The following is a 23,267-nucleotide window of genomic DNA, read 5'->3' as shown; positions in this document are numbered from 1 at the left end:
TTTCGTTAGACAGTTGTCTAACGAAAGGGCAACGGCTGTCTGACGAATTATTCGCTACTGACCGTAAACCAAACGCAGGTATAGAAAAACTATAAATTTTGCAAACGTAAAGACTAAATCTCCCTAAAAAGAAGCTGTTACAAACAAAACTTGAAAGCAAAGTGTGAGTTTTCTATAAAATTACACTACATTTGCGGAGCGAAAATAGACCTTTGCACTATCTTTGCAATGTTTTTTATATGAAACTGTATAGACGATACATATTATATATAGGTATTTGCTTGGGGCTGCTCACCTCTCCTTTTTGTAGCGGCAGTGCTGAAGCGAAGGATTTTGTCGTCATTATCGATGCCGGACACGGGGGACACGACCCCGGCGCTATCGGTAAGATTTCCAAAGAAAAGAACATTAATTTGAATGTAGCGCTCAAACTCGGCAAACAGATACAAAAGAATTGTCCGGATGTAAAAGTCGTCTATACCCGTACGCGGGATGTCTTTATCCCATTAAACCGACGTGCGGAGATAGCCAACGACGCCAAAGCAGACCTTTTTATTTCAATCCACACCAATGCGCTTGCCAACAATCGTACCGCCAAAGGCGCATCCACCTGGACATTAGGTCTTGCAAAATCGGACGCCAATCTCGAAGTGGCCAAGCGGGAAAACTCGGTTATTCTCTATGAAAGCGACTATAAAACACGCTATGCGGGGTTTAATCCCAATTCCGCCGAGTCTTATATCATCTTCGAGTTTATGCAGGATAAGTATATGTCACAAAGTGTACATCTGGCGTCGCTCGTACAGAAGCATTTCCGCAATACGTGCCGACGGGTAGACCGGGGGGTGCATCAGGCTGGTTTTCTGGTACTGAAAGCCAGTGCCATGCCAAGCATTCTGGTGGAACTCGGCTTCATCTCCACTCCGGAAGAAGAACGCTATTTAAATACGGATGCAGGAACCACCACCCTTGCCAACGGCATCTTCCGCGCTTTTCTTACCTATAAGCGCGAGCAGGAAATCCGATTGAACGGAAGTAGCCAGACCATTCTGCCGGAAGACATACCGCAACCGGAAGAAGAGGCAACCGCATCTGCCGGCGCGGCATCCCAAACAGAAAAAAAAGCAGCCGGCCAAAGCGGCAAGCCGACACCTCAACGTTCGGAAAAAGCCGCCGTTGCGCAAACAGAAGACAATGCCCCCGTGTTCAAGATACAGATACTCACCTCTTCCCGTCCGTTGGCAAAGAACGACAAACGATTGAAAGGGCTGAAAAATGTGGATTATTACAAGGAAGGCGGTTTATACAAATACACCTATGCCGCATCTTCCGATTATAACAAGGTGTTACGTACCAAACGCTCCATTACGGCACAATTCAAGGATGCTTTCATCATAGCTTTCAAGAATGGTAAAAAGGTGAACGTCAACGCTGCCGTCAACGAATTTAAAAACAAAAAGAAATAAATAAAATACATCATGAAGTATATTACCAAAGAAGTCAGAATAGGAATTGCAGGAATAGCCGCGCTCTGCATATTAGTATATGGCATCAATTATCTGAAAGGCATCAACATGTTCAAGCCTTCCAGCTATTTCTATGTCAAATTTCACAATGTCAACGGACTCACCAAATCAAGCCCCGTCTTTGCCGACGGTTTCCGCGTAGGTATCGTACGCGACCTGTATTACGATTATACCCAACCCGGAAAAGTCATTGCCGAAATAGATGTCAATACCGACCTGCGTATTCCCAAAGGAAGTACGGCAGAATTGGCCGCAGAAATGTTAGGTGGCGTCAAGATGAACCTTCTCCTTGCCAACAACCCCCGCGAGAAATATCAGATTGGAGATACGATTCCCGGTACCCTCAACAACGGAATGATGGAAAAAGTAGCTTCCATGATGCCGCAACTGGAAAAGATGCTGCCCAAGCTGGACTCCATCCTCGGCTCTTTAAACACTGTATTGGCAGACCCGGTCATACCGGCCACCCTGCACAATGTGCAGAACCTGACAGCCAACCTGGCCGTAACCAGCGGGCAGCTGCAAACATTAATGAACAAGGATATTCCTCAGCTCACCGGAAAGCTGAACACCATCGGAGATAACTTCGTGCTTATTTCCAATAATCTGAAAGAGATAGACTACGCAACAGCCATGCAAAGCATAGACTCTACATTGGCTAACGTAAAAATGATTACAGACAAATTAAACCGTAAAGACAATACCGTCGGATTGTTATTGAACGACCCGTCACTTTACAATAATCTGAATGCCACAACGGCGAATGCGGCGAGCTTGTTGGAAGACCTGAAATCGCATCCTAAACGCTACGTTCACTTCTCGTTGTTCGGCAAAAAAGATAAGTAGATTTTTCGCTTATATAGATTTTGTCTAAATAATAAGACTTATCTGTTTGGGGAAAGAAAGCCCTTGATAAGTCTATGTATAAAGTAAAAAAGAGGTTTATATTCACTCTGCCCGCAGAGGATATAAATGCCCGCAAACAGACGATAATCCACTACATTACAGGCTATTATATAAAAGCAAGAGCTCCTATAAAGGCATAGGTTTCATGTATTCCGATAAGTAGCTGAAAGTAAAGAGATTATTATTTTCTTGAGAAACACAAGAAAAAAGAGATTTGTTTTTTTCAAATAAGATTGCCAATTTTGCAAACGTAGAAGTTTTGCTTAAATAATAAATGTATTAGTAGCCGTTATGAGTGAACAGGATCATGTCGGATTATGGAACCGCTGTCTTGAAATCATCAGAGACAATGTTCCGGAACAGACATATAAAACTTGGTTTCTCCCCATCATTCCCTTAAAATATGAGGACAAAACGCTCGTTGTACAAGTTCCCAGCCAGTTCTTTTACGAATTTCTGGAGGATAAATTTGTAGACTTGTTGCGTAAGACCCTTTATAAGGTAATCGGAGAGGGAACAAAGTTGATGTATAATGTTATGGTGGACAAAAGTTCACGGCCTGAAAAGACCGTAAACTACGAGTCTACCCACCGTACTATTATACCGCAAAAACAGACGATAGATAAAGCCATTCCGCAGATACCTGTTCCCGACCTGGATCCGCATCTGAATCCGGAATACAACTTCGACACATTTATCGAAGGATATAGCAACAAACTTTCTCGCAGCGTTGCAGAAGCGGTAGCGCTCAATCCGGCGAAAACCATCTTCAATCCGTTGTTTTTGTACGGGGCGTCAGGTGTGGGGAAAACTCACCTTGCCAATGCCATCGGTACAAAAATCAAGGAATTATATCCTGAGAAACGCGTATTGTATGTATCTGCGCATCTATTCCAGGTGCAATACACCGATTCCGTACGCAACAACACAACCAACGACTTCATCAACTTCTACCAGACAATCGACATTTTGATTATTGACGATATCCAAGAATTTGCAGGCGTTACCAAAACGCAGAACACGTTCTTTCACATCTTCAATCATCTGCATCAAAACGGCAAACAACTCATCCTTACTTCCGACCGTGCTCCCGTACTGCTTCAAGGTATGGAAGAACGCCTGATTACACGTTTCAAATGGGGAATGGTAGCGGAACTGGAAAAGCCCACGGTGGAATTGCGCAAAAACATTCTGCGGAATAAGATACATCGTGACGGTTTACAATTTCCGCCGGAAGTTATTGACTATATAGCCGAGAATGTAGGCAACAGTGTGCGTGATTTGGAAGGTATCGTCATCTCCATCATGGCTCATTCCACCATATATAACAAGGAAATCGACCTGGAATTGGCGCAACGCATTGTACGCAAAGTCGTGAACAGCGAAAGCAAGGCCATAACCATCGATGATATAATCACCACCGTATGTAAGCACTTCGGTTTGGAAAATGCCGCCATACATACAAAATCGCGCAAACGCGAAGTGGTGCAGGCCCGCCAAATAGCCATGTATTTAGCCAAAAATCATACGGACTTCTCTACTGCAAAAATAGGTACGTTAATCGGGAACAAAGACCATGCTACCGTACTGCACGCTTGCAAAACAATCAAGCAGCTGAAAGAAGTCGATAAATCATTCCGTGCTGAAATCGAAGAGATTCAGACCGCACTGAAAAAAGGAAACTGAAATACTGAAATTAAATATAAGGTATAAACGCATAAGTAAATATTAAAAATTACTATCTGTCATTCAGAGCGAAGCGAAGAATCTCTTCTCTTTATGTATTTAAAAAGGGAGTAGGTTCTTCGCTTCGCTCTGAATGACAGGTAGCATAAGCCGATTATGTGTATTTACTTATGAAAAACGCAACATACGATTATATTTCATACTTCATCAAAACCCTTGCGCTTTCATCGCTTTCCAAAGCGTTTCGGACATGGCTTCGCTGTCTTTCTTCGTATAGCGCACATCTGTAAAGACCTGAGCCAGCGTTTCTTTATTATTTTCGACAATAAACCGTTTATTTTCGGGTAAAGATTCCTTGTATGCATAAAGGCGGTCGATATCCTCGGAAGTATAGTCATGGTAAGTTTCTTCATGGACAATGGCCTCCAAAGGCAGGCGGTCTACTTGCGCAGGCGTTTCCGCAGGCCAGCCCACGGTAACGGTGGTGATAGGAAAAACCAATTCGGGCAATTCCAACGCTTCAATAATCATTTGGGGATTGTAGGTGGTAGTACCCAAATAACAGATGCCCAGACCTTTTTTTTCGGCTGCCACACAGAATGTTTGCGCTGCCAATAAGGCATCCACAGACCCGGTAACAAACCATTCAAAATTGTTATATCCCGGCTCCGCCTTCCGCAGCTCACACCATTTGCTAAAACGACGCAGGTCAATGCAAAAAGTAAGGACTACCGGCGCTGTCTGTACCATAGGCTGATTGAAATGCGCCAGCGCCAACTTGGCCTTACGCTCAGCGTCACGAGTTACAACCACACTATAAACCTGCATGTTTCCAACCGTAGAAGCACGAAAAGAGGTTTCAAGCAAATCATTTAACAAATCAGAAGAAATATCTTTCTGCTGATATTTACGGATTGTTCTCCTTTGTTTTAAGCTTTCCATTCTTTCTTTTTTCTGCAAATATATAAAAAGAAATACAGAATATCATTTAATACCCCCGAATATGTGCACCCATATTTTCTAAAAAGAGCAAGCCACCTACGCAGCAATCATCTGCACAATTTTCTTTTTGGAAAACTTTTTGTTCATTTTAAAAAGTTATTTTTATGTAAATCAAACTATTAACTAATAAAAACGGAAAACTTATACTCCGTTGATAAAAACATCTCTTTTTATTTTGCAATAACAAAAAACATTCATAGATTTGCAATCACATTTGTTAGCTGTAAGTACGACTTCTACACTTTTACTTATTTACAATTAAATCTAAGAGATATTGCATCGTGGAAAAGAAAATTTATTCTTATGACGAAGCCTACGAAGAATCTTTACGATACTTCCAAGGCGACGAACTGGCTGCAAGAGTTTGGGTGAACAAATATGCAGTCAAAGACTCTTTCGGAAATATTTACGAAAAGTCTCCGGAAGACATGCATTGGAGAATAGCCAATGAAGTAGCCCGTATTGAGGCCAAGTACCCTAACGCACTGACTTCCGAAGAGCTCTTCGACCTGCTGAACCACTTTAAATACATCGTTCCGCAAGGAAGTCCGATGACCGGAATCGGAAACAACTATCAGGTAGCTTCCCTCTCCAACTGCTTTGTAATAGGCGTGGATGGTGAAGCCGACTCTTACGGTGCAATCTTCAAAGTAGACGAAGAACAAGTACAGTTAATGAAACGCCGCGGCGGTGTGGGACACGACTTGTCTCATATCCGTCCGAAAGGTTCTCCCGTAAAGAACTCCGCTTTAACTTCAACCGGACTGGTTCCTTTCATGGAACGTTACTCCAACTCTACCCGCGAAGTGGCTCAAGACGGCCGTCGGGGCGCGTTGATGCTAAGCGTATCTATCAAGCATCCGGATTCGGAAGCCTTCATAGACGCAAAGATGACAGAAGGAAAAGTTACGGGCGCCAATGTTTCCGTTAAGCTGACCGACGCATTTATGCAAGCCGCCATCGATGGTACGCCATTCGTACAGCAATATCCCATTGACGCTACGGAGCCTGTATTCAAGAAAGAAATCAGCGCAGCCGATTTGTGGAAGAAAATTGTGCACAACGCATGGAAGTCCGCCGAACCCGGCGTACTCTTTTGGGACACTATCCTGAAAGAATCCGTACCCGATTGCTATGCAGATTTGGGCTACCGTACGGTATCCACCAATCCTTGCGGTGAAATACCGTTGTGCCCCTACGACTCTTGCCGTTTGCTGGCCATCAACCTATATTCATACGTGGTCAATCCGTTCAAGCCGGACGCTTACTTCGACTTCGACCTGTTCAAGAAACACGTTGCACTGGCTCAACGCATCATGGACGACATCATCGACCTGGAGCTGGAGAAGATAGAGCGCATCATGGCCAAGATTGATTCCGACCCGGAAAACGAAGATGTAAAACATACTGAAAGCGTTTTGTGGCAGAAGATATACAAGAAGAGCGGTCAAGGCCGTCGTACCGGTGTGGGCATCACCGCCGAAGGCGATATGCTGGCAGCGTTAGGATTGCGTTACGGCACCGAAGAAGCAACCGAATTTGCTGAAAAAGTACATAAGACGGTAGCGCTGAGCGCCTACCGTTCTTCCGTGGAAATGGCAAAAGAGCGTGGCGCTTTCGAAGTGTACGACAGCGAACGCGAGAAGAACAACCCGTTCATCAACCGCCTGCGTGAAGCCGATCCCGAGTTGTACGAGGAAATGAAGAAATACGGACGTCGCAACATCGCCTGCCTCACCATTGCGCCGACAGGTACGACAAGCCTGATGACGCAGACCACCTCCGGCATCGAGCCCGTATTCCTGCCCGTCTACAAACGCCGCCGCAAAGTCAATCCGAACGACGCCAACGTACATATCGATTTCGTTGACGAAACCGGAGACGCTTTCGAAGAATACATCGTATTCCATCCCAAGTTCGTTACATGGATGGAAGCGGAAGGCTACGATCCCGCCAAACGCTATACACAAGACGAGATAGATGCGCTCGTTGAAAAGTCACCTTATTATAAAGCAACTTCCAACGACGTAGACTGGCTGATGAAAGTCAAGATGCAGGGACGTATCCAGAAATGGGTAGACCACTCTATCAGCGTTACCATCAACCTGCCGAACGATGTGGACGAAGAACTGGTAAACCGCCTGTACATCGAAGCGTGGAAATCCGGTTGCAAGGGCTGTACGGTTTATCGCGACGGTTCGCGTTCCGGCGTGCTGATTTCCGCCAAGAGCGAAAAGAAAGAAGAGCTTCCGCCGTGCAAGCCGCCTACGGTTGTCGAAACCCGTCCTAAGGTATTGGAAGCGGATGTGGTGCGCTTCCAGAACAACAAGGAAAAATGGGTGGCATTCGTCGGTTTGCTGGACGGACATCCTTACGAAATATTCACCGGTCTTCAAGACGACGATGAAGGTATCATCCTTCCGAAGAATGTTTCAACAGGACACATCATCAAGAACGTCGATGAAAACGGAAACAAACGTTACGACTTCCAGTTCGAGAACAAACGCGGCTACAAAGTCACCATCGAGGGACTGTCCGAGAAGTTCAACAAAGAGTACTGGAACTACGCCAAACTCATCTCCGGCGTATTGCGCTACCGCATGCCTATTGAGCAGGTAATGAAGCTGGTAAGCTCACTGCAACTGGACAGCGAGAACATCAATACCTGGAAGAACGGTGTGGAACGCGCACTGAAGAAATACGTAACGGACGGAACGGAAGCCAAAGGCAAGAAATGCCCGAACTGCGGCAACGAAACGCTGGTGTATCAGGAAGGCTGCCTTATCTGTACCACTTGCGGCGCATCCCGTTGCGGATAAGTCTCAGGCAAACACAAACGTTTGCATAGGAATTTAAATGAGATAGCTGACAATAGCTGCATGATTATGAGGAATATTTTTTATACTTGCATAATCATTGCAGCTATTGTTATTTCTAAATCTAATATATATGACTTTATCATTTAATATCGAGTACAGAACCAATTGGGGTGAAGAAGTCAGAGTTTCAGGCTCCATACCTGAACTCGGAAACGAACATCCCGACCAAGCATTACCGTTACAAACCGTAGACGGTATTCACTGGACTGCGGAAGTCGACATCGCATTGCCGGAAAACGGATTTGTCCAATACAGCTACTATATCTTCCGCGACGGCCGGCCTACACGCGCAGAGTGGAACAGCCTGCCCCGCACACTTTACCTTTCCGGCACCTCCAAGAAAGTCTACCGGATACAGGATTGCTGGAAAAACCTGCCGGAACAGCAGTATTTCTATACTTCCGCCTTTACGGAATCTCTCCTGGCACACCGCGAACGCAGCGCGGCACCCAAAGGCCACAAGAAGGGATTGTTGATAAAGGCGTATTCCCCCTGCATCGACAGCGACCACTGTCTGGGCATCTGCGGAAACCAACCGATGTTCGGAGACTGGAATCCGGACAAAGCCGTGCTTATGAGCGACGCCAATTTCCCGGAATGGCAGATAGAGGTAGATGCCGCCAAAATCAGCTTCCCGCTGGAATATAAATTCATTCTGTATAATAAGAAAGAACGCCGTGCCGTTTGCTGGGAAAACAACCCGAACCGCTATATGGCGGATCCGCAAACAGGTGCAAACGAGACGGTTGTCATCGGCGATCGCTACGTATATTTCAACCTTCCCGCCTGGAAAGGCGCAGGCGTTGCCGTACCCGTATTCTCGCTCCGTTCCGAGAAGAGCTTCGGCGTAGGTGACTTCGGCGATCTGAAACGCATGATTGACTGGGCAGTAAGTACCAAGCAGAAAGCCGTACAGATTCTGCCCATCAACGACACCACCATGACGCATACGTGGACGGACTCCTATCCTTATAACAGTATCTCCATCTACGCTTTCCACCCGATGTACACCGATTTGAAACAACTGGGTACATTGAAGGACAAAAAAGCCATGGCGGAATTCAACAAACGGCAGAAAGAGTTGAACGCCCTGCCCGCCGTCGATTACGAGGCAGTCAACAAAACCAAATGGGAATACTTCCACCTCATCTTCAAGCAAGAGGGAGAAAAGGTACTGGCCTCGGCGGCTTTCCGTAAATTCTTTGAAACAAACAAAGAATGGTTACAGCCTTATGCCGTTTTCAGCTACCTGCGCGACGCTTACAAAACGCCCGACTTCCGCGAGTGGCCCAAGTACGGCAGCTACGACGCCGCAGAAATTGAGAAGCTCTGCCAACCGGAATCTGCCGATTACCCGCACATCGCCATCTACTATTACATCCAGTTCAACCTGCATCTGCAATTGCTCGCCGCCACCGGACACGCGCGTGCCAACGGTGTCGTGCTGAAAGGCGATATACCTATCGGCATCAGCCGCAACAGCGTAGAGGCATGGACAGAGCCCCACTATTTCAACCTGAACGGACAAGCCGGCGCTCCGCCCGATGATTTCTCCGTCAACGGACAGAACTGGGGCTTCCCCACCTACAACTGGGATATCATGGAGAAAGACGGCTATGCATGGTGGATGAAGCGTTTCCGCAAAATGGCGGAATACTTCGACGCCTATCGCATCGACCACATCCTCGGTTTCTTCCGTATCTGGGAAATTCCCATGCATGCCGTACATGGCTTGCTGGGACAATTCGTGCCCGCCCTGCCCATGACACGTGAGGAAATAGAGAGCTACGGCCTCTCCTTCCGCGAAGAATTCCTGAAACCGTACATACACGAGTATTTCCTGGGACAGATGTTCGGCCCGCATACCGACTACGTAAAGCAGACCTTCATCGAACCGACGGACACCTGGGAAATCTACCGGATGCGTCCCGAATTCGACACCCAGCGCAAGGTAGAAGCCTACTTTGCCGGTAAGACGGATGAGGACAGCATTTGGATACGCGACGGTTTGTACGCGCTTATCAGCGACGTACTGTTTGTACCCGACCGCAACGACCCGTACAAGTACCACCCGCGCATCGGCGTGCAGCACGACTACATCTACCGTTCCTTGAACGATTGGGAGAAAGCCGCTTTCAACCGCCTGTACGATCAGTATTACTACCACCGCCACAACGAATTCTGGCGTGAGCAGGCCATGAACAAGTTACCGCAACTGACGCAATCCACCCGGATGCTGGTATGCGGTGAAGACCTGGGCATGATTCCCGATTGCGTGGCATGGGTGATGAACGATTTGCGCATCCTTTCTTTGGAGATACAGCGTATGCCCAAAGACCCGGCACAAGAGTTCGGACATCCGGACTGGTATCCGTACCGTTCCGTTTGCACCATATCCACACACGATATGTCCACGCTGCGCGGCTGGTGGGAAGAAGACTTCCTGCAAACGCAACGTTACTACAATACCATGCTCGGACATTACGGCGCCGCTCCGGCGGTGGCCACGCCCGAACTTTGCGAAGAGGTTGTACGCAAACACCTGTACAGCAACTCCATCCTCTGCATACTCTCCTTGCAGGACTGGATGTCGATGGACGGTAAATGGCGCAACCCGAATGTACAGGAAGAGCGCATCAATGTTCCCGCCAACCCGCGTCACTATTGGCGCTGGCGCATGCACCTGACGCTGGAACAACTGATGAAAGCCGAAAGCCTGAACGAAAAGATTAAAGAACTTATCGCGCAAACCGGACGATAAGCCAATCACAACAAGACAAGTAAAATCATCTCGTGAGATAAAATTATTCATCCCGCGAGATGATTTTTTTCGTCTCACGGGATGAATCTATCCGTTTCGCAAGACAAATATATTTGTCTTACGGAACGATTTTGCCCTGTGCCTGCATCCGGTCACGGATATCTCAGGCAATCATCAATCCACTCTCTTTGCGATGAAGAATGTATAGCCGTAGAATCTTTTATATTTTCCGTACAGTTCTTCCTCATCGGCCTGAAGCGCACTGAACTCCTCGGCAATCTTATTCCCGGCATATTTGGAAAGAAAAACTTCCTGAGCCGCACGCTTGGGAATGAAGTAATGTTCCGTCCAGCAATTTTCCGGCAAAACAAACGTAGCGACAGGCAGATACCCTGCTCCGTGCACCTTAGCCACCTGATTAGGAATCGTATCTATTTCGGGATACGCATCCATCCAATAATCGTTAATCTCTGCAGGACGTTCGTCCGTAAACCACGAGCTCTCGGATACGGCGATATAGCCGCCCGGCTTCAGATACTTACGCCACTCGTTCAGCCCACGCTCAAAACCGATATTGTAGATAGCTCCTTCCGACCAAATCAAGTCCAGCTCCCCTTCTTGGAAAGGAAGATTATCCATCGAGCCGACAATCCCTTTCACCCGGTCTTGCAGAGCGGCCTGCCTTGCGTTGCGATTGAAGATATCGACAAAACCGGGGAGAAAATCAAGTCCCGTAATCTTCCCGGGCGCATGCTCTGCCAGTACCATTGTCTGGCCGCCTGTTCCGCAACCGAGGTCGGCAATGAGAGACTTATCCGTAAGATTATCGATAAAGCTCAATGCTTTCAGCGTTACTTCGGGACTTCCGGGCCCCTGACGTTTCATGGTGGAAAAGAAATCGCAGATTAAGTTAAGTTCGAAATCATGAATTGTTTTATTTTCATTACTCATTTTCGTAATATATTTCGCATACACGGAAAGCCTTGCAATGCTCCCGGCACCGTATGCAGATTAAACTTGAATTATAATCATAGGAAAACACTCCCGAAAGGAAATCATCCGAGAGTAAACGAAAGGACAATCCGCATCGATGATACAGATTGTTTACTACACCAAATCCGATTTAAACATTGTTGTCATGCCGCAAAGATACACAATATTCCGGCGTACGGAAATATATAATGGACAAAAAGAAGATTTTCGTAAAGACAGACGGTTATTGCACTTCTGCAATTACAGAAGAAAGATTTTACCTATATTTGCACTCTAAAATATACCCATTGCGCATGACCAGCTACATATTCTTGAATCAGGTACACTTCTTTGCCCATCATGGTGTCGGCGGGCAAGAAACCATAGCAGGCAATGATTTTATCATTGATTTACGATTAAAGACCGACATCGCCCGTGCCGCAGAGACGGACGATGTGGCCAATACGGTGAGTTACGCCGATGTGCATGAAGCGGTAAAGGAAGAGATGGCCATCCCTTCCAAATTATTGGAGCACGTGTGCGGACGCATAGTTAAGCGTTTGTTTCACGACTTTCCTGCCGTTGAAAGTATAGACTTGAAACTATCCAAACGCAATCCGCCTATGGGTGCCGATTTGGACGCGGCAGGCGTGGAAGTGCATTGCGACAGATAGGCTTCCCGTCATTTCTTTTTCTTCCGTCTCTTTGCCGATTCAACAGCTTCGGCAACCACCTGCTTGTTCTCGAACCTCTTGGCGTAGTTGCTGTAATCGGGAACGGTACGTTCGTAAGCAGGATCAAGGAAGAGCGGGCTCGAAATGATATGGTCTGCCGTGCTGCGGTTACAACAGAAAACGATGTTCTCCACACCGGCAAGACGGGTCAAAGCTTTGACGTCCGTGTCGTGCGGCTGCAGAGTCATGGGATCCGTAAAGAAGAAAAGATAATCAATCTCTCCGTCCACAATGCGCGAACCCATCTGCTGGTCGCCACCCAAAGGACCGGACTTGAGGATGGTAAAATCCCATTCCACATCGGGATGCTTCTCTTTCAGCGCCGCAAGAATAAGGGTTCCCGTAGTGCCCGTACAATAGAATTTATGTCCCATAAGCAGTTCCGAATTCCAAAGCACCCACTCGATGAGGTCTTTCTTCATGGCATCATGCGCCACCAAGCCAATCTTTCTAACCAACTTTTCCATAAGCTAATAACTTTAACAAATAAACAATCGGAAACAGATAACAGTTCTTACAATTGAGAGAAACGTTTCTTCCCGCGCAGATAAAACTGTACCAAGATACTGCTTTTTGTCCGTTCGGGAATCACCGGAAGGGATGTTTTTTTCAGGTTCTCCCTACGGGCGTCCGCAAACGAGGGACGAAGCAAACGGAATGCACGGCGTGCGCGAATCACCGCCCACATATTGGGAAACTGCCCTTTCAGCAGAAAACTCAGGGCTGCCACATAATCAAGAACCGCACGCGCACGCATCACAAAGGCCAACTCTTCCTGCGGCAGATTCTTATAGAGCATTACAAGATTGTTACGAAAATTGAGAAAGGTCTTATGAGGGTTCTCTTTCTTCAAGGTTGCACCGCCTACATGATAGACGGTACTTTGGGGCACGCAAACCAGCATCCGTCCGCGGGCGCGAAGCCGCCAGCACAAGTCAATCTCCTCCATGTGGGCAAAGAAACGGCCATCCAGTCCGCCGGCATCCCGATAGTCTTTCTGACGGATAAACAGGGCGGCTCCTGTAACCCAAAACACCGGAATGACAGTATCATACTGCCCGTTGTCCTCCTCCACTACACCCATTATCCGTCCCCGGCAGAAGGGATAACCGTAGCGGTCTATAAATCCGCCGGCTGCTCCTGCATATTCAAACAGTTCTTTTTGACGCCAACTCCGGATTTTAGGTTGGCACGCCGCAACCTCAGGATGGGCGTCCATATAGTTTATGAGTGGCGCCAACCAGTGTTCGGTCACTTCCACATCGGAATTAAGCAACACCACATATTCGGCGGATACTTGTTGCAAGGCAAGATTATATCCCTCAGCAAAACCGAGATTTTCTTTTAATATAATAAGGTGTACGGACGGGAATTCTTGTCGGAGCATATCGACGGAAGCATCCGTCGAACCGTTATCCGCCACATAAATTTCCGCGCCTTCCGTTTTGGAACAGCCTATTACGGAAGGAAGAAACGAACGAAGCATTTCACATCCGTTCCAGTTTAATATGACAACGGCTGTCTTATCCATGTTGTATGGCATCTTCACGCTTTAGTTTCCAACGCTTATGCGACCAGAACCAATAGGGCGGTTCCCTACGAATTGTCTGCTCCAAACGGCGGGCAAAACATTCCGTTATCTCACCGTCGGCAGTTGCCTTCGGCGTTTCGGTTATCAAGTCAAACCGGACACGGCAATAGCCCCTCCCCTGCTTCTTCAATTCGCAATAGAATACGGGGAAATCCATGAGTTTCGCTATACGCTCGGCACCGTCCATAAAACCGGTATCCTGATTCAGGAAGGTTGTCCAATGATGCGCCTCGTTAGGATTGGGAGACTGATCGGTTATCATTCCCACCGCCACACGTTTATTGTCACGACGCAGTTTGATAATTTCACGCGCCGTAGAATGTTTGGGCACATTGTAACCGCCGAAGCGGGCACGGATGCGTTTAAACATCGCATCCATATATTTATTGTGCAGCGGTTTATAGATTTGTACCGGTATATCTCCCTCTTGCATAATACTGCTCATTCCCGTAATCCACTCGAAATTAGCGTAATGCGGTATGAGCAACACAATGCCGCCATGTTTCTCGATCATGGCAAGGTACTCTTCCTTATTGTCATATTCCATGCGCCGGCAGAGTTCCTTGAAAGACATGCGCAGCATCTTCACCTCCTCCAGCATATAATCGCAGATATAACGATAGAACCCGCGTTCTATATCCCGCAGTTCCGTCTCGGACTTTTCGGGAAATGCATGGCGCAAATTAGTGCGTACCACTCTGCGCCGATAGTGCACGACGTGATGCATCAAAAAGCAAAGCCCGTCGGATAGTGCATAAAGCGCCTTAAAAGGCAATAAGGCCAACAGCCACATGCCTGCATAAGTCAACCAATAAATCAATCTCGATTTCACCTTGTCAATTCCTTATTACTGATTACTTATCTGCCAATCCCTTATCGCCAAGCACTCCCAAAAGAGCCGTGCCTTCTTCATTAAAATCACCCATACGCGCCGGAATTACCTGATTATCCAACGCATCATCATGCGGTACTTCCACCCGGATATAATTCGGAGTAAAGCCGTGCATAGGTGTTCCCGGTTTAGAGCGCTCCAACAGAACCGGCATTGTCTGCCCGATATGGCGGGCGTAAAACGCGCGTGTCTTTTCGTCCGACAATTCCAGCAGAAGCTGGCTGCGTCTGTGCTTTTCCTCGGAGGATACCACATGGTCTATCTTCAAGGCCTGCGTGCCCGGACGTTCGGAATAGCTGAACACATGAAGCTGCGTCACATCCAGGCCTTGAATAAACCGGTAGGCCTGTTCAAAGTATTCTTCCGTTTCTCCACGGGTACCCACAATTACGTCCACGCCGATAAAGGCATCAGGCATCACTTCCTTTATCCGCCTCACTTTAGAAGCAAATAAAACCGTATCATATCGCCTGCGCATCAGTTTCAACACTTCATCACTACCCGATTGCAACGGGATATGGAAATGAGGCATGAACCGCTTGGAACGGGATACGAACTCAATGATTTCGTCCGTCAGCAAGTTAGGCTCGATAGAAGATATACGATAGCGTTCGATGCCTTCCACTTCGTCCAGCGCTTTCACCAAATCAAAAAAAGTTTCCCCTGTCGACTTGCCGAAATCACCGATGTTTACTCCTGTCAAGACAATCTCCTTACCGCCTTCGGCCGCCACCTGACGAGCCTGCTCCACAAGAGAGGCAATACTTCCGTTACGACTGCGTCCGCGGGCAAAAGGAATGGTGCAATAAGAGCAGTAATAATCGCAACCGTCTTGCACTTTCAAGAAGAAACGGGTACGGTCGCCGCGCGAGCACGACGGAGCGAACGAACGGATATCTTTCAAAGCGGAGGTATAAGCCTCACCGCTTTCATGCTTTTTCAAGTCACCCAGATATTGAAGCAGGTCTTTCTTCTGCTCCGCCCCCAGCACCACGTCCACGCCTTCTATCTTTGCCACGGCATCCGGCTTCAACTGGGCATAACACCCCGTTACCACCACAAAAGCTCCCGGATGCTGCTTCACCAAACGATGAATGGCCTGGCGGCACTTCTTATCCGCCACCTCGGTAACCGAACAGGTGTTTACCACACATATATCCGCTTTCTCTCCCTTGCGCGCCGTACGCACGCCTGCCTCCCGCAAAATCTTACCGATAGTCGAGGTCTCCGAGAAATTCAGCTTGCACCCCAACGTATAGTAAACCGCTGTCTTATCTTGAAATATATTGGTATCTATCATGAGCCTAAATCACATTTTCACGACAAAGGTACACATTATTATTATATTTTTCCTACTTTTGCACAATTCATCAAAAAACGTGCAATGATACAAGAAAACTTTATCAAGCTATACGAGCATAGTTTCCGCGAGAATTGGGACCTCCCCTGTTATACCGATTATGGAGAAAACGAAAGTTATACCTACGGAGAAGTTGCGCAAGAAATTGCCAAATTACACCTGTTATTCAAGCATTGCAGCCTGCGCCGCGGCGATAAGATAGCGGTTATCGGCAAGAATAATGCCCGCTGGTGCATCGCTTATATGGCGGTTATCACTTATGGCGGTATCGTAGTTCCTATCCTGCAGGATTTCAACCCCAATGATGTACATCACATCGTTAATCATTCCGAATCTGTATTCCTCTTCACCAGCGATGCCATTTGGGAGCATCTGGAAGAAGAACGGCTTACCGGCTTGCGCGGAGTATTCTCTCTCAACGATTTCCGCTGCCTGTATCAGCGTGACGGAGAGACTATCCAACGTTTCCTCAAACATCTGGGTGATAAAATGGAAGAAACCTATCCGAATGGTTTCACACGGGAAAATGTGACTTATACCGACCTTTCCAATGACAAAATAATGTTGTTGAACTATACTTCGGGTACGACGGGTTTCAGCAAAGGCGTTATGCTGACCGGAAACAACCTGGCAGGTAACGTTACTTTCGGCATCCGTACCGAATTGCTGAAGAAAGGTGATAAAGTGCTCTCTTTCCTGCCGTTGGCACATGCTTACGGTTGCGCTTTCGATTTCCTGACCGCTACGGCTGTGGGCACTCATGTCACATTGTTGGGTAAAATTCCTTCTCCCAAAATCCTGATGAAGGCATTTGAAGAAGTAAAACCCAATCTGATTATAACCGTCCCCCTTGTGATTGAAAAGATATACAAGAATGTCATTCAGCCTATTATCAACAAAAAGTCCATGAAATGGGCGCTCAGCATTCCTTTGCTGGACGGACAGATATACGGGCAAATCCGCAAGAAACTGGTAGATGCGCTGGGTGGCCGGTTCAAGGAAGTCATCATCGGCGGCGCCGCCATGAATCCGGAAGTGGAGGAATTCTTTCATCGCATCAAATTCCCTTTCACCATCGGTTACGGCATGACGGAATGTGCCCCGCTTATCAGCTACGCCCCATGGAACGAATTCGTAACGACCTCTTCCGGACGGGTACTCGACATCATGGAAGCCCGCATCTATAAAGAAAATCCGGATGACCGACTGGGCGAGATACAGGTACGCGGTGAAAACGTAATGGTTGGTTATTATAAGAATCCGGAAGCCACCAAAGAAGTTTTTACCGAGGACGGCTGGCTGCGTACCGGTGACTTAGGTACTTTGGACGACAACAACAACCTTTATATCCGCGGACGCAGCAAAACCATGATTCTAAGCTCCAGCGGACAGAATATCTTTCCGGAAGAAATAGAGGCCCGCCTCAACAACATGCCGTTTGTCCTGGAAAGCCTTGTGATTGAACGTAATAAGAAATTGGTAGCTTTGGTTTATGCCGACTACGAAGCATTGGATTCCTTAGGATTGAATAATCCGGAAAACCTGAAGACCATTATGGACGAAAATCTCAAAAGCCTGAATAACAGCGTTGCCGCTTACGAAAAAGTCAGCCAGATACAGCTTTATCCTACAGAATTTGAGAAAACTCCCAAAAGAAGCATCAAAAGGTATTTATATAACAGTATCGCAGAAGATTAATATGTTATAGAACATGCTTAAAGCGGGAAAAACGGGCATTCCTCAAAAAAAATTATAAAAAAAGTTGGGTTTTGGAGAACAACGTATCTAAAAAGTACATACCTTTGCATCGTTTTAATAAAGCAATTGATTGTATTACGTTTTAAAAGTAAAGAAAATGAAAAAATTAGTTTTGATGGCCGTAGCTATCGTAGCAGTATCTTTCGCATCTTGTGGTAACAAAGCAGCTAACGCTGAACAAGCAACAGCTGATTCAATCCGTATCGCTGACTCAATCGCAGCTGTAGAAGCAGCAGCAGCTGAAGCAGCAGCCGCAGTAGCTGACACAACTGCAGCAGATAGCGCAGCAGTTGTAGCTGAATAATTTCAGTACAACATTAGAGAGAATTGAAAGTCTGACGTACGAAAGTACGGACAGACTTTTTTTATATCTACAAGTATCTATTCCCACAAATATGTTTGTCATTCAGAGCGAAACAAAGAATTCCTTTTCTTAAATGCAGAGAGAGGAGATTCTTCGCTCACTCTGAATGACAAGGAATCAAAAAAGCCCGGTTTCTTTTCAGAAACCGGGCTTTCCCTTTATATAGAATTCTATATTTATGCTTCTTCAGCAACTACTTCGAAAGGAATTTCTACAGAAACCTCTTTGTGCAGTTTAACGATAGCTTTGTAGTTACCAACTTCTTTCACTGCGTCTTTAACAACGATAATCTTACGATCGATGTTATGACCCAATTTAGCCAACTCTTCAGCAATCTGGATATTACCAACTGAACCGAAGATAGTGCCGGTTGCGCTAACCTTAGTAGCAATCTTCAAAGATACGCCTTCCAGCTTAGCAGCCAGTTCTTCAGCGTCCTTTTTGATTTTCTCCAACTTGTGAGCGCGTTGTTTCAGCTCTTCAGCCAGCATTTTCTTTGCAGCAGGAGAAGCGATGACAGCTTTTCCTGTCGGGATGAGGTAGTTACGACCATAACCGGATTTTACGGTTACGATATCGTTCTTATAACCCAAGTTTACTATGTCTTCTTTCAATATAATTTCCATACTTTCCTCCTCCTATTATTTCATCATGTCAGTTACATAAGGCAGCAACGCCAAGTGACGTGCTCTCTTCACAGCTTGAGCTACACGACGTTGGAACTTCAAAGAAGTACCTGTAATACGACGCGGAAGGATTTTACCTTGCTCATTCAAGAATTTCTTCAAGAATTCAGGATCTTTGTAGTCGATGTACTTAATACCGCTCTTTTTGAAACGGCAGTATTTTTTCTTCTTAACGTCTACTGAGGGCGGAGTTAAATATCTGATTTCTGATTGAACTTGTTGTGCCATGATTAATCCTCCTTTTTAGTTGATTTAACACTTCTTCTCTTCGCAGCGTATTCAGCAGCGTACTTGTCTTGCTTGAAAGTCAAGAAGCGGATAACGCGCTCGTCACGACGGAAATTTAATTCCAGTTTCTCAATGACAGTAGGTTCTGCATTGAACTCAATCAGCTGATAAAAACCGGTTGACTTCTTCTGGATCGGATAAGCCAGCTTTTTCAGTCCCCAGTTTTCTTCATTCACAATCTCGGCACCTTCAGCAGTAAGGATGCCTTTGAATTTTTCTACCGCTTCCTTCATCTGAACATCAGACAAAACGGGAGTCAAAATGAAAACGGTTTCGTATTGATTCATACTCGTTTAATTAAATAAATAAATTATTCGTTTATTAAATGCGGGTGCAAAGGTAGACATTTTATTTTGAACTGCAAAAATAAGCGGACTTATTTTGTATTGTATCCAACTTATACTATATTTGCAAAGTTGTTTAAACAATAATTTCATGATAGAGCAATTTAACTTTGACATCCGGCTGATATTTGCCATCCTGAACGGCAAAGTATCTGCTGCCATTAACCGCAAATTATCACGTAACTTCAGGCAAAACGGTTTGGAAATCACTCCCGAGCAGTGGACTGTCCTCATCTTTTTATGGGAAAAAGACGGAGTGACGCAACAAGAGTTGTGTAATGCAACTTTTAAAGACAAGCCCAGTATGACCCGCCTCATAGATAACATGGAACGCCAGCATCTTGTTGTACGCATATCCGATAAAAAAGACCGTCGTACCAACCTGATACACCTTACCAAAGACGGTAAGGAGTTGGAGGAGCGCGCCCGCGTCATAGCCAATCAGACGCTAAAGGAAGCATTACAAGATATCACCATTGAAGAGTTAAGCGTCAGCCAGGAAGTACTGAGAAAAATCTTTTTCAATACGAAAGATTAAGAGAATGAAGAACGAAGGATGAAGAATTATTTGATGGGATATTGGCGCGGTGCAGTCATATGACATAGCCAAACTTTCATTCCTCATTCTCCATCCTTCATTCTTCATTTTTCATCCTTTATTCCTCATTCTTCATTAAATTAGGTCGAATAATAGTTTTTTTGCAAAAATAATTTCGCTTGTTAAAGAATTATGCTTTTCTTTGTGACAAGAATATGAAAATAATAATCTATTAAAATACACACACATGAAAGGCTTATTAAAAAATCTGGGATTGATATTAATCTTGGTAGGAGCTGTAATCTTGGTTGCATGTTCTTTTACCGGCAATGTAAATAACAACGCGATTCTGGGTACCAGCGCTGTTTTAATTGTAATAGGATTGATTTCTTACATTCTTATCAACAAGAGAATTGCGGATTAATACCGAGAAAAAGAAATAAAAAAGGCGATTGCACTGCAACCGCCTTTTTTTTATTTTCCGTTGTCCGAAAACCAAGTCCTGTTTAGGACTCGGCTTCCGGAGTAATCAGTTTATATCCCTTTCCGTGAATATTGATAATCTCAATAGATTCATCTTCTTTCAGGTGCTTACGCAGTTTGGTGATATATACGTCCATGCTACGTGCATTGAAGTAGTTATCGTCAATCCAGATAGTCTTCAATGCAAAGTCACGTTGCAAAATCTCATTGGCATGCGCACAAAGCAAGCCCAACAATTCCGATTCTTTTGTAGTCAACTTAGTCTGCTTTTCAGGTGTTGACAGAATCTGCTTCTGGGTATCAAAGGTAAACTTACCAATCTTGTAGATACTGCTTTCCTTGTTCTTCTTGCCACGAACACGTCTCAAGATAGCTTCAATTCTGAAAGTCAGCTCTTCCATGCTGAACGGTTTGGTGATGTAATCGTCCGCACCGATTTTGAAACCTTCCAGAATATCTTCCTTCAAAGTTTTAGCCGTCAAGAAGATAACAGGGATTTCAGCATTTGCGGCACGAACTTCCTGCGCCAATGTAAAACCGTCTTTCTTCGGCATCATTACGTCAAACACACACAAGTCATATTTATTCTTCAGGAAAGCTTTGTATCCTGCTTCTCCATCGGGATATAACTCGGCAGCATAACCTTTGGCCTGTAAATATTCTCTTAAAAGCATGCCAAGATTCTCATCATCTTCGCACAATAAAATACGCAGTTTCTCATCCATATCAATCAATTTTTTAATAAAGGTAATGCAATAATAAATTTAGTTCCGACATTCAGTCCGCTTTCCGCCCGGATAGTTCCCTTATGGTCTTGAATAATCTTTCTTACATAAGCCAAACCAAGTCCGAAGCCTTTAACATCGTGCAGATTACCTGTATGCACGCGATAGAACTTGTCAAATATCTTTTTTAAGTTTTCTTTCTTAATACCTATACCGTTGTCTTGCACGGAAATCATCAGTTTGCCCGGTTCATTCCAGGTCTTCACCATTAATTGCAAGTCCACATCCGGTCTTTTATACTTCACCGCATTATCCATGAGATTGAAAATAACATTCGTGATATGCATTTCATCTGCAAAGATAATCGGGTCGGTCGCCGTCAAATCCGACTCAATTTTTCCATTGTACCGCTCCACTTTTAAAGCGAACGTATTGATTACTCCGGTAATCAGTTCATTGGCATCCAGTTCTTTCATTTTCAATGTCGCCTTCTGTCTGTCGAACATCGACATTTGGAGAACTTTCTCTACCTGGAACCTGAGTCGTTTCGTTTCATCATTAATGACGCCGGATATATGCTGGAACATTGCCGGCGATTTACCTACTGCCGGGTCCTTCAACATCTGCGCCGCCAACGAAATGGTTGAAATCGGCGTCTTGAACTCGTGCGTCATATTATTGATAAAGTCATTCTTCATCTCCGTCAGTTTCTTTTGGCGGAACACGATGTAAATCGTGAAGATGAACGTTATCAACAGAACGAAGGTAAATATCATCGACGGAATCATAAAGCTGACCGAATCGAAGATATAATCCCTTTTCCCCGGGAAATGTATCTTAACGATACTCATACGCGCAGGCGGATCGTTCAGGAATAAAGGCTGCGAGTAAGAACTCTCGCTACCGTCATCACTATAATCCGAACAGCGATAAACTTCCCTGCCGTCCCGGTCTATCACTTTGAAATGATAGTTCAACTCGATACCATTGTCAATCAGTCCCGATTTCAGATACTGGTCTAAATTCTTGAAATTCACCCGCTCCTCTATCGGCTTGTCACTGGCACGGTAAATCATCTGCCAAGCTACCTCATCCAGCAAAGCCCGTTGATACAGATAACGATTCTTGATGGCATCTGCCAGCGAACGTGACGTTTGAGGTATGGTTTTCGTTCCATGTTTACGCGAAATCATTGCCCTGGGCAGTTCCGACGCTTCGTTGGTAAATGTTTTCAGTTCGATAGCCGAATATCTGGTTCCGTCCGGCGATGTAACCGTAAAACGCTGCGTCTGCACCACTCCTTTACCTTGCGAGCTCTGCTCCCACGCTTTCTTCTCCGCTTCGGAGATATCCTCCCGCAACCAACGGTCAACCTCCGCGGACTCCACATCTTTTGAAGCAGCCATTAAAGCACGCTTCACCGATTCATCAAATTGCTCGTTACGCATCTTCACCATTTCCTCAATATAGCTGATCTGCAGATACAGCAAACTGATGAAAGAAAGGCCCATAACGACGCCTAATATCCATATTGTCGACTTTTTCATAGTCACAAAATTAACACTCCCTAATTAACACTCCTAACCAATTAACCTGATTTAACCGGGTGTTCTCGTTAATTAACCGTAGAAGGTTTTTTAAGTTGTATTACGAGCATTATAACAAAATGAGACACCTTTGGTTTGCAAATTTAATAAAAAATTAAATATTAACATTCACATTTCCCCATATTCTTAATCTGTGTTAATAAAAAAGCCGTCATTCCTCACGAT

Annotated in this window: 21 protein-coding genes; 10 read left to right on the top strand and 11 right to left on the bottom strand. The window is 45.5% G+C overall.

What is annotated here, in order from left to right; all coding sequences use genetic code 11:
• Positions 1-239 precede the first annotated feature (239 nt).
• From I2F54_RS09990 to dnaA, 3 genes are all read left to right on the top strand, one after another.
• The gene (locus tag I2F54_RS09990) at positions 240-1,466 is read left to right on the top strand and encodes an N-acetylmuramoyl-L-alanine amidase family protein (RefSeq protein ID WP_195501090.1); all 1,227 of its coding nucleotides are present in this window, start codon (positions 240-242) and stop codon (positions 1,464-1,466) included.
• A gap of 12 nt (positions 1,467-1,478) precedes the next feature.
• Positions 1,479-2,372 (top strand): MlaD family protein, encoded by an 894-nt coding sequence (locus tag I2F54_RS09985; protein ID WP_195501089.1) that lies wholly within the window; start codon positions 1,479-1,481, stop codon positions 2,370-2,372.
• Between the two features lie 351 nt (positions 2,373-2,723).
• Positions 2,724-4,118: a chromosomal replication initiator protein DnaA gene (dnaA, locus tag I2F54_RS09980; protein WP_022219016.1), complete on the top strand. Its 1,395-nt coding sequence runs from the start codon at positions 2,724-2,726 to the stop codon at positions 4,116-4,118.
• A gap of 207 nt (positions 4,119-4,325) precedes the next feature.
• Here dnaA and I2F54_RS09975 read toward each other — a convergent pair whose 3' ends face one another.
• On the bottom strand, positions 4,326-5,060 hold the full coding sequence (locus I2F54_RS09975; protein ID WP_195501088.1) for an NADPH-dependent oxidoreductase: 735 nt from the start codon (positions 5,058-5,060) through the stop codon (positions 4,326-4,328).
• A 341-nt stretch (positions 5,061-5,401) separates the two neighbouring features.
• Here I2F54_RS09975 and I2F54_RS09970 point away from each other — a divergent pair, with 341 nt between their 5' ends.
• Both I2F54_RS09970 and I2F54_RS09965 read left to right on the top strand, forming a co-directional pair.
• Positions 5,402-7,939 carry an adenosylcobalamin-dependent ribonucleoside-diphosphate reductase gene (locus I2F54_RS09970; RefSeq protein ID WP_009123084.1) on the top strand — a complete coding sequence of 846 codons (2,538 nt, stop codon included), beginning with the start codon at positions 5,402-5,404 and terminating at the stop codon, positions 7,937-7,939.
• 130 nt (positions 7,940-8,069) lie between these two features.
• Entirely contained in the window at positions 8,070-10,760 is a 2,691-nt protein-coding gene (locus I2F54_RS09965) for a 4-alpha-glucanotransferase (protein ID WP_195501087.1), read from the top strand.
• Between the two features lie 174 nt (positions 10,761-10,934).
• Here I2F54_RS09965 and I2F54_RS09960 read toward each other — a convergent pair whose 3' ends face one another.
• The gene (locus I2F54_RS09960) at positions 10,935-11,711 is read right to left on the bottom strand and encodes a class I SAM-dependent methyltransferase (RefSeq protein WP_009123082.1); all 777 of its coding nucleotides are present in this window, start codon (positions 11,709-11,711) and stop codon (positions 10,935-10,937) included.
• A gap of 335 nt (positions 11,712-12,046) precedes the next feature.
• Here I2F54_RS09960 and folB point away from each other — a divergent pair, with 335 nt between their 5' ends.
• A complete protein-coding gene (gene folB, locus I2F54_RS09955) occupies positions 12,047-12,406 on the top strand; it encodes a dihydroneopterin aldolase (RefSeq protein ID WP_118046236.1) in 360 nt (119 codons plus the stop codon).
• Between the two features lie 8 nt (positions 12,407-12,414).
• Here the strand turns inward: folB and I2F54_RS09950 are convergent, their stop codons facing one another.
• Genes I2F54_RS09950 through mtaB form a run of 4 tightly spaced genes read right to left on the bottom strand, consistent with a single transcriptional unit; the run spans position 12,415 to position 16,249 of the window.
• Entirely contained in the window at positions 12,415-12,933 is a 519-nt protein-coding gene (locus I2F54_RS09950) for a methylglyoxal synthase (protein ID WP_009123080.1), read from the bottom strand.
• Between the two features lie 47 nt (positions 12,934-12,980).
• Positions 12,981-13,997 carry a glycosyltransferase family 2 protein gene (locus tag I2F54_RS09945; RefSeq protein ID WP_195501086.1) on the bottom strand — a complete coding sequence of 339 codons (1,017 nt, stop codon included), beginning with the start codon at positions 13,995-13,997 and terminating at the stop codon, positions 12,981-12,983.
• Positions 13,990-14,889 carry a lysophospholipid acyltransferase family protein gene (locus I2F54_RS09940; protein WP_022219025.1) on the bottom strand — a complete coding sequence of 300 codons (900 nt, stop codon included), beginning with the start codon at positions 14,887-14,889 and terminating at the stop codon, positions 13,990-13,992. The genes I2F54_RS09945 and I2F54_RS09940 overlap by 8 nt, the downstream gene beginning before the upstream one ends.
• Positions 14,890-14,911: 22 nt before the next feature.
• Complete coding sequence (gene mtaB, locus I2F54_RS09935; RefSeq protein ID WP_195501085.1) at positions 14,912-16,249, bottom strand: tRNA (N(6)-L-threonylcarbamoyladenosine(37)-C(2))-methylthiotransferase MtaB; 1,338 nt, start codon at positions 16,247-16,249, stop codon at positions 14,912-14,914.
• Between the two features lie 84 nt (positions 16,250-16,333).
• On the opposite strand from mtaB, the gene I2F54_RS09930 reads away from it, so the two are divergent.
• Together I2F54_RS09930 and I2F54_RS09925 are read left to right on the top strand one after the other, a co-directional pair.
• Positions 16,334-18,007, top strand: a complete 1,674-nt coding sequence (locus I2F54_RS09930) for a long-chain fatty acid--CoA ligase (protein WP_148360186.1) — start codon at positions 16,334-16,336, stop codon at positions 18,005-18,007.
• Between the two features lie 157 nt (positions 18,008-18,164).
• Entirely contained in the window at positions 18,165-18,371 is a 207-nt protein-coding gene (locus I2F54_RS09925) for a hypothetical protein (RefSeq protein ID WP_009123074.1), read from the top strand.
• A 236-nt stretch (positions 18,372-18,607) separates the two neighbouring features.
• Here I2F54_RS09925 and rplI read toward each other — a convergent pair whose 3' ends face one another.
• Genes rplI through rpsF form a run of 3 tightly spaced genes read right to left on the bottom strand, consistent with a single transcriptional unit; the run spans position 18,608 to position 19,692 of the window.
• On the bottom strand, positions 18,608-19,057 hold the full coding sequence (gene rplI, locus I2F54_RS09920) for a 50S ribosomal protein L9 (protein ID WP_009123073.1): 450 nt from the start codon (positions 19,055-19,057) through the stop codon (positions 18,608-18,610).
• Positions 19,058-19,072: 15 nt separating this feature from the next.
• Positions 19,073-19,345, bottom strand: a complete 273-nt coding sequence (gene rpsR / locus I2F54_RS09915) for a 30S ribosomal protein S18 (protein WP_004288442.1) — start codon at positions 19,343-19,345, stop codon at positions 19,073-19,075.
• A 2-nt stretch (positions 19,346-19,347) separates the two neighbouring features.
• Positions 19,348-19,692: a 30S ribosomal protein S6 gene (gene rpsF / locus I2F54_RS09910; RefSeq protein WP_004288441.1), complete on the bottom strand. Its 345-nt coding sequence runs from the start codon at positions 19,690-19,692 to the stop codon at positions 19,348-19,350.
• A 148-nt stretch (positions 19,693-19,840) separates the two neighbouring features.
• On the opposite strand from rpsF, the gene I2F54_RS09905 reads away from it, so the two are divergent.
• Both I2F54_RS09905 and I2F54_RS09900 read left to right on the top strand, forming a co-directional pair.
• Entirely contained in the window at positions 19,841-20,287 is a 447-nt protein-coding gene (locus I2F54_RS09905) for a MarR family winged helix-turn-helix transcriptional regulator (protein ID WP_009123072.1), read from the top strand.
• Between the two features lie 247 nt (positions 20,288-20,534).
• Positions 20,535-20,711: a hypothetical protein gene (locus I2F54_RS09900; protein WP_005657360.1), complete on the top strand. Its 177-nt coding sequence runs from the start codon at positions 20,535-20,537 to the stop codon at positions 20,709-20,711.
• An 82-nt stretch (positions 20,712-20,793) separates the two neighbouring features.
• Here the strand turns inward: I2F54_RS09900 and rprY are convergent, their stop codons facing one another.
• Both rprY and I2F54_RS09890 read right to left on the bottom strand, forming a co-directional pair.
• The gene (gene rprY, locus I2F54_RS09895) at positions 20,794-21,495 is read right to left on the bottom strand and encodes a response regulator transcription factor RprY (RefSeq protein ID WP_009123069.1); all 702 of its coding nucleotides are present in this window, start codon (positions 21,493-21,495) and stop codon (positions 20,794-20,796) included.
• A 5-nt stretch (positions 21,496-21,500) separates the two neighbouring features.
• A complete protein-coding gene (locus I2F54_RS09890; protein WP_009123068.1) occupies positions 21,501-23,042 on the bottom strand; it encodes a sensor histidine kinase in 1,542 nt (513 codons plus the stop codon).
• Positions 23,043-23,267: the final 225 nt, after the last annotated feature.

Source organism: Bacteroides clarus (genome assembly GCF_015555825.1).
Classification (GTDB): domain Bacteria; phylum Bacteroidota; class Bacteroidia; order Bacteroidales; family Bacteroidaceae; genus Bacteroides; species Bacteroides clarus.
This window is presented reverse-complemented; position numbering and strand designations above follow the sequence as displayed.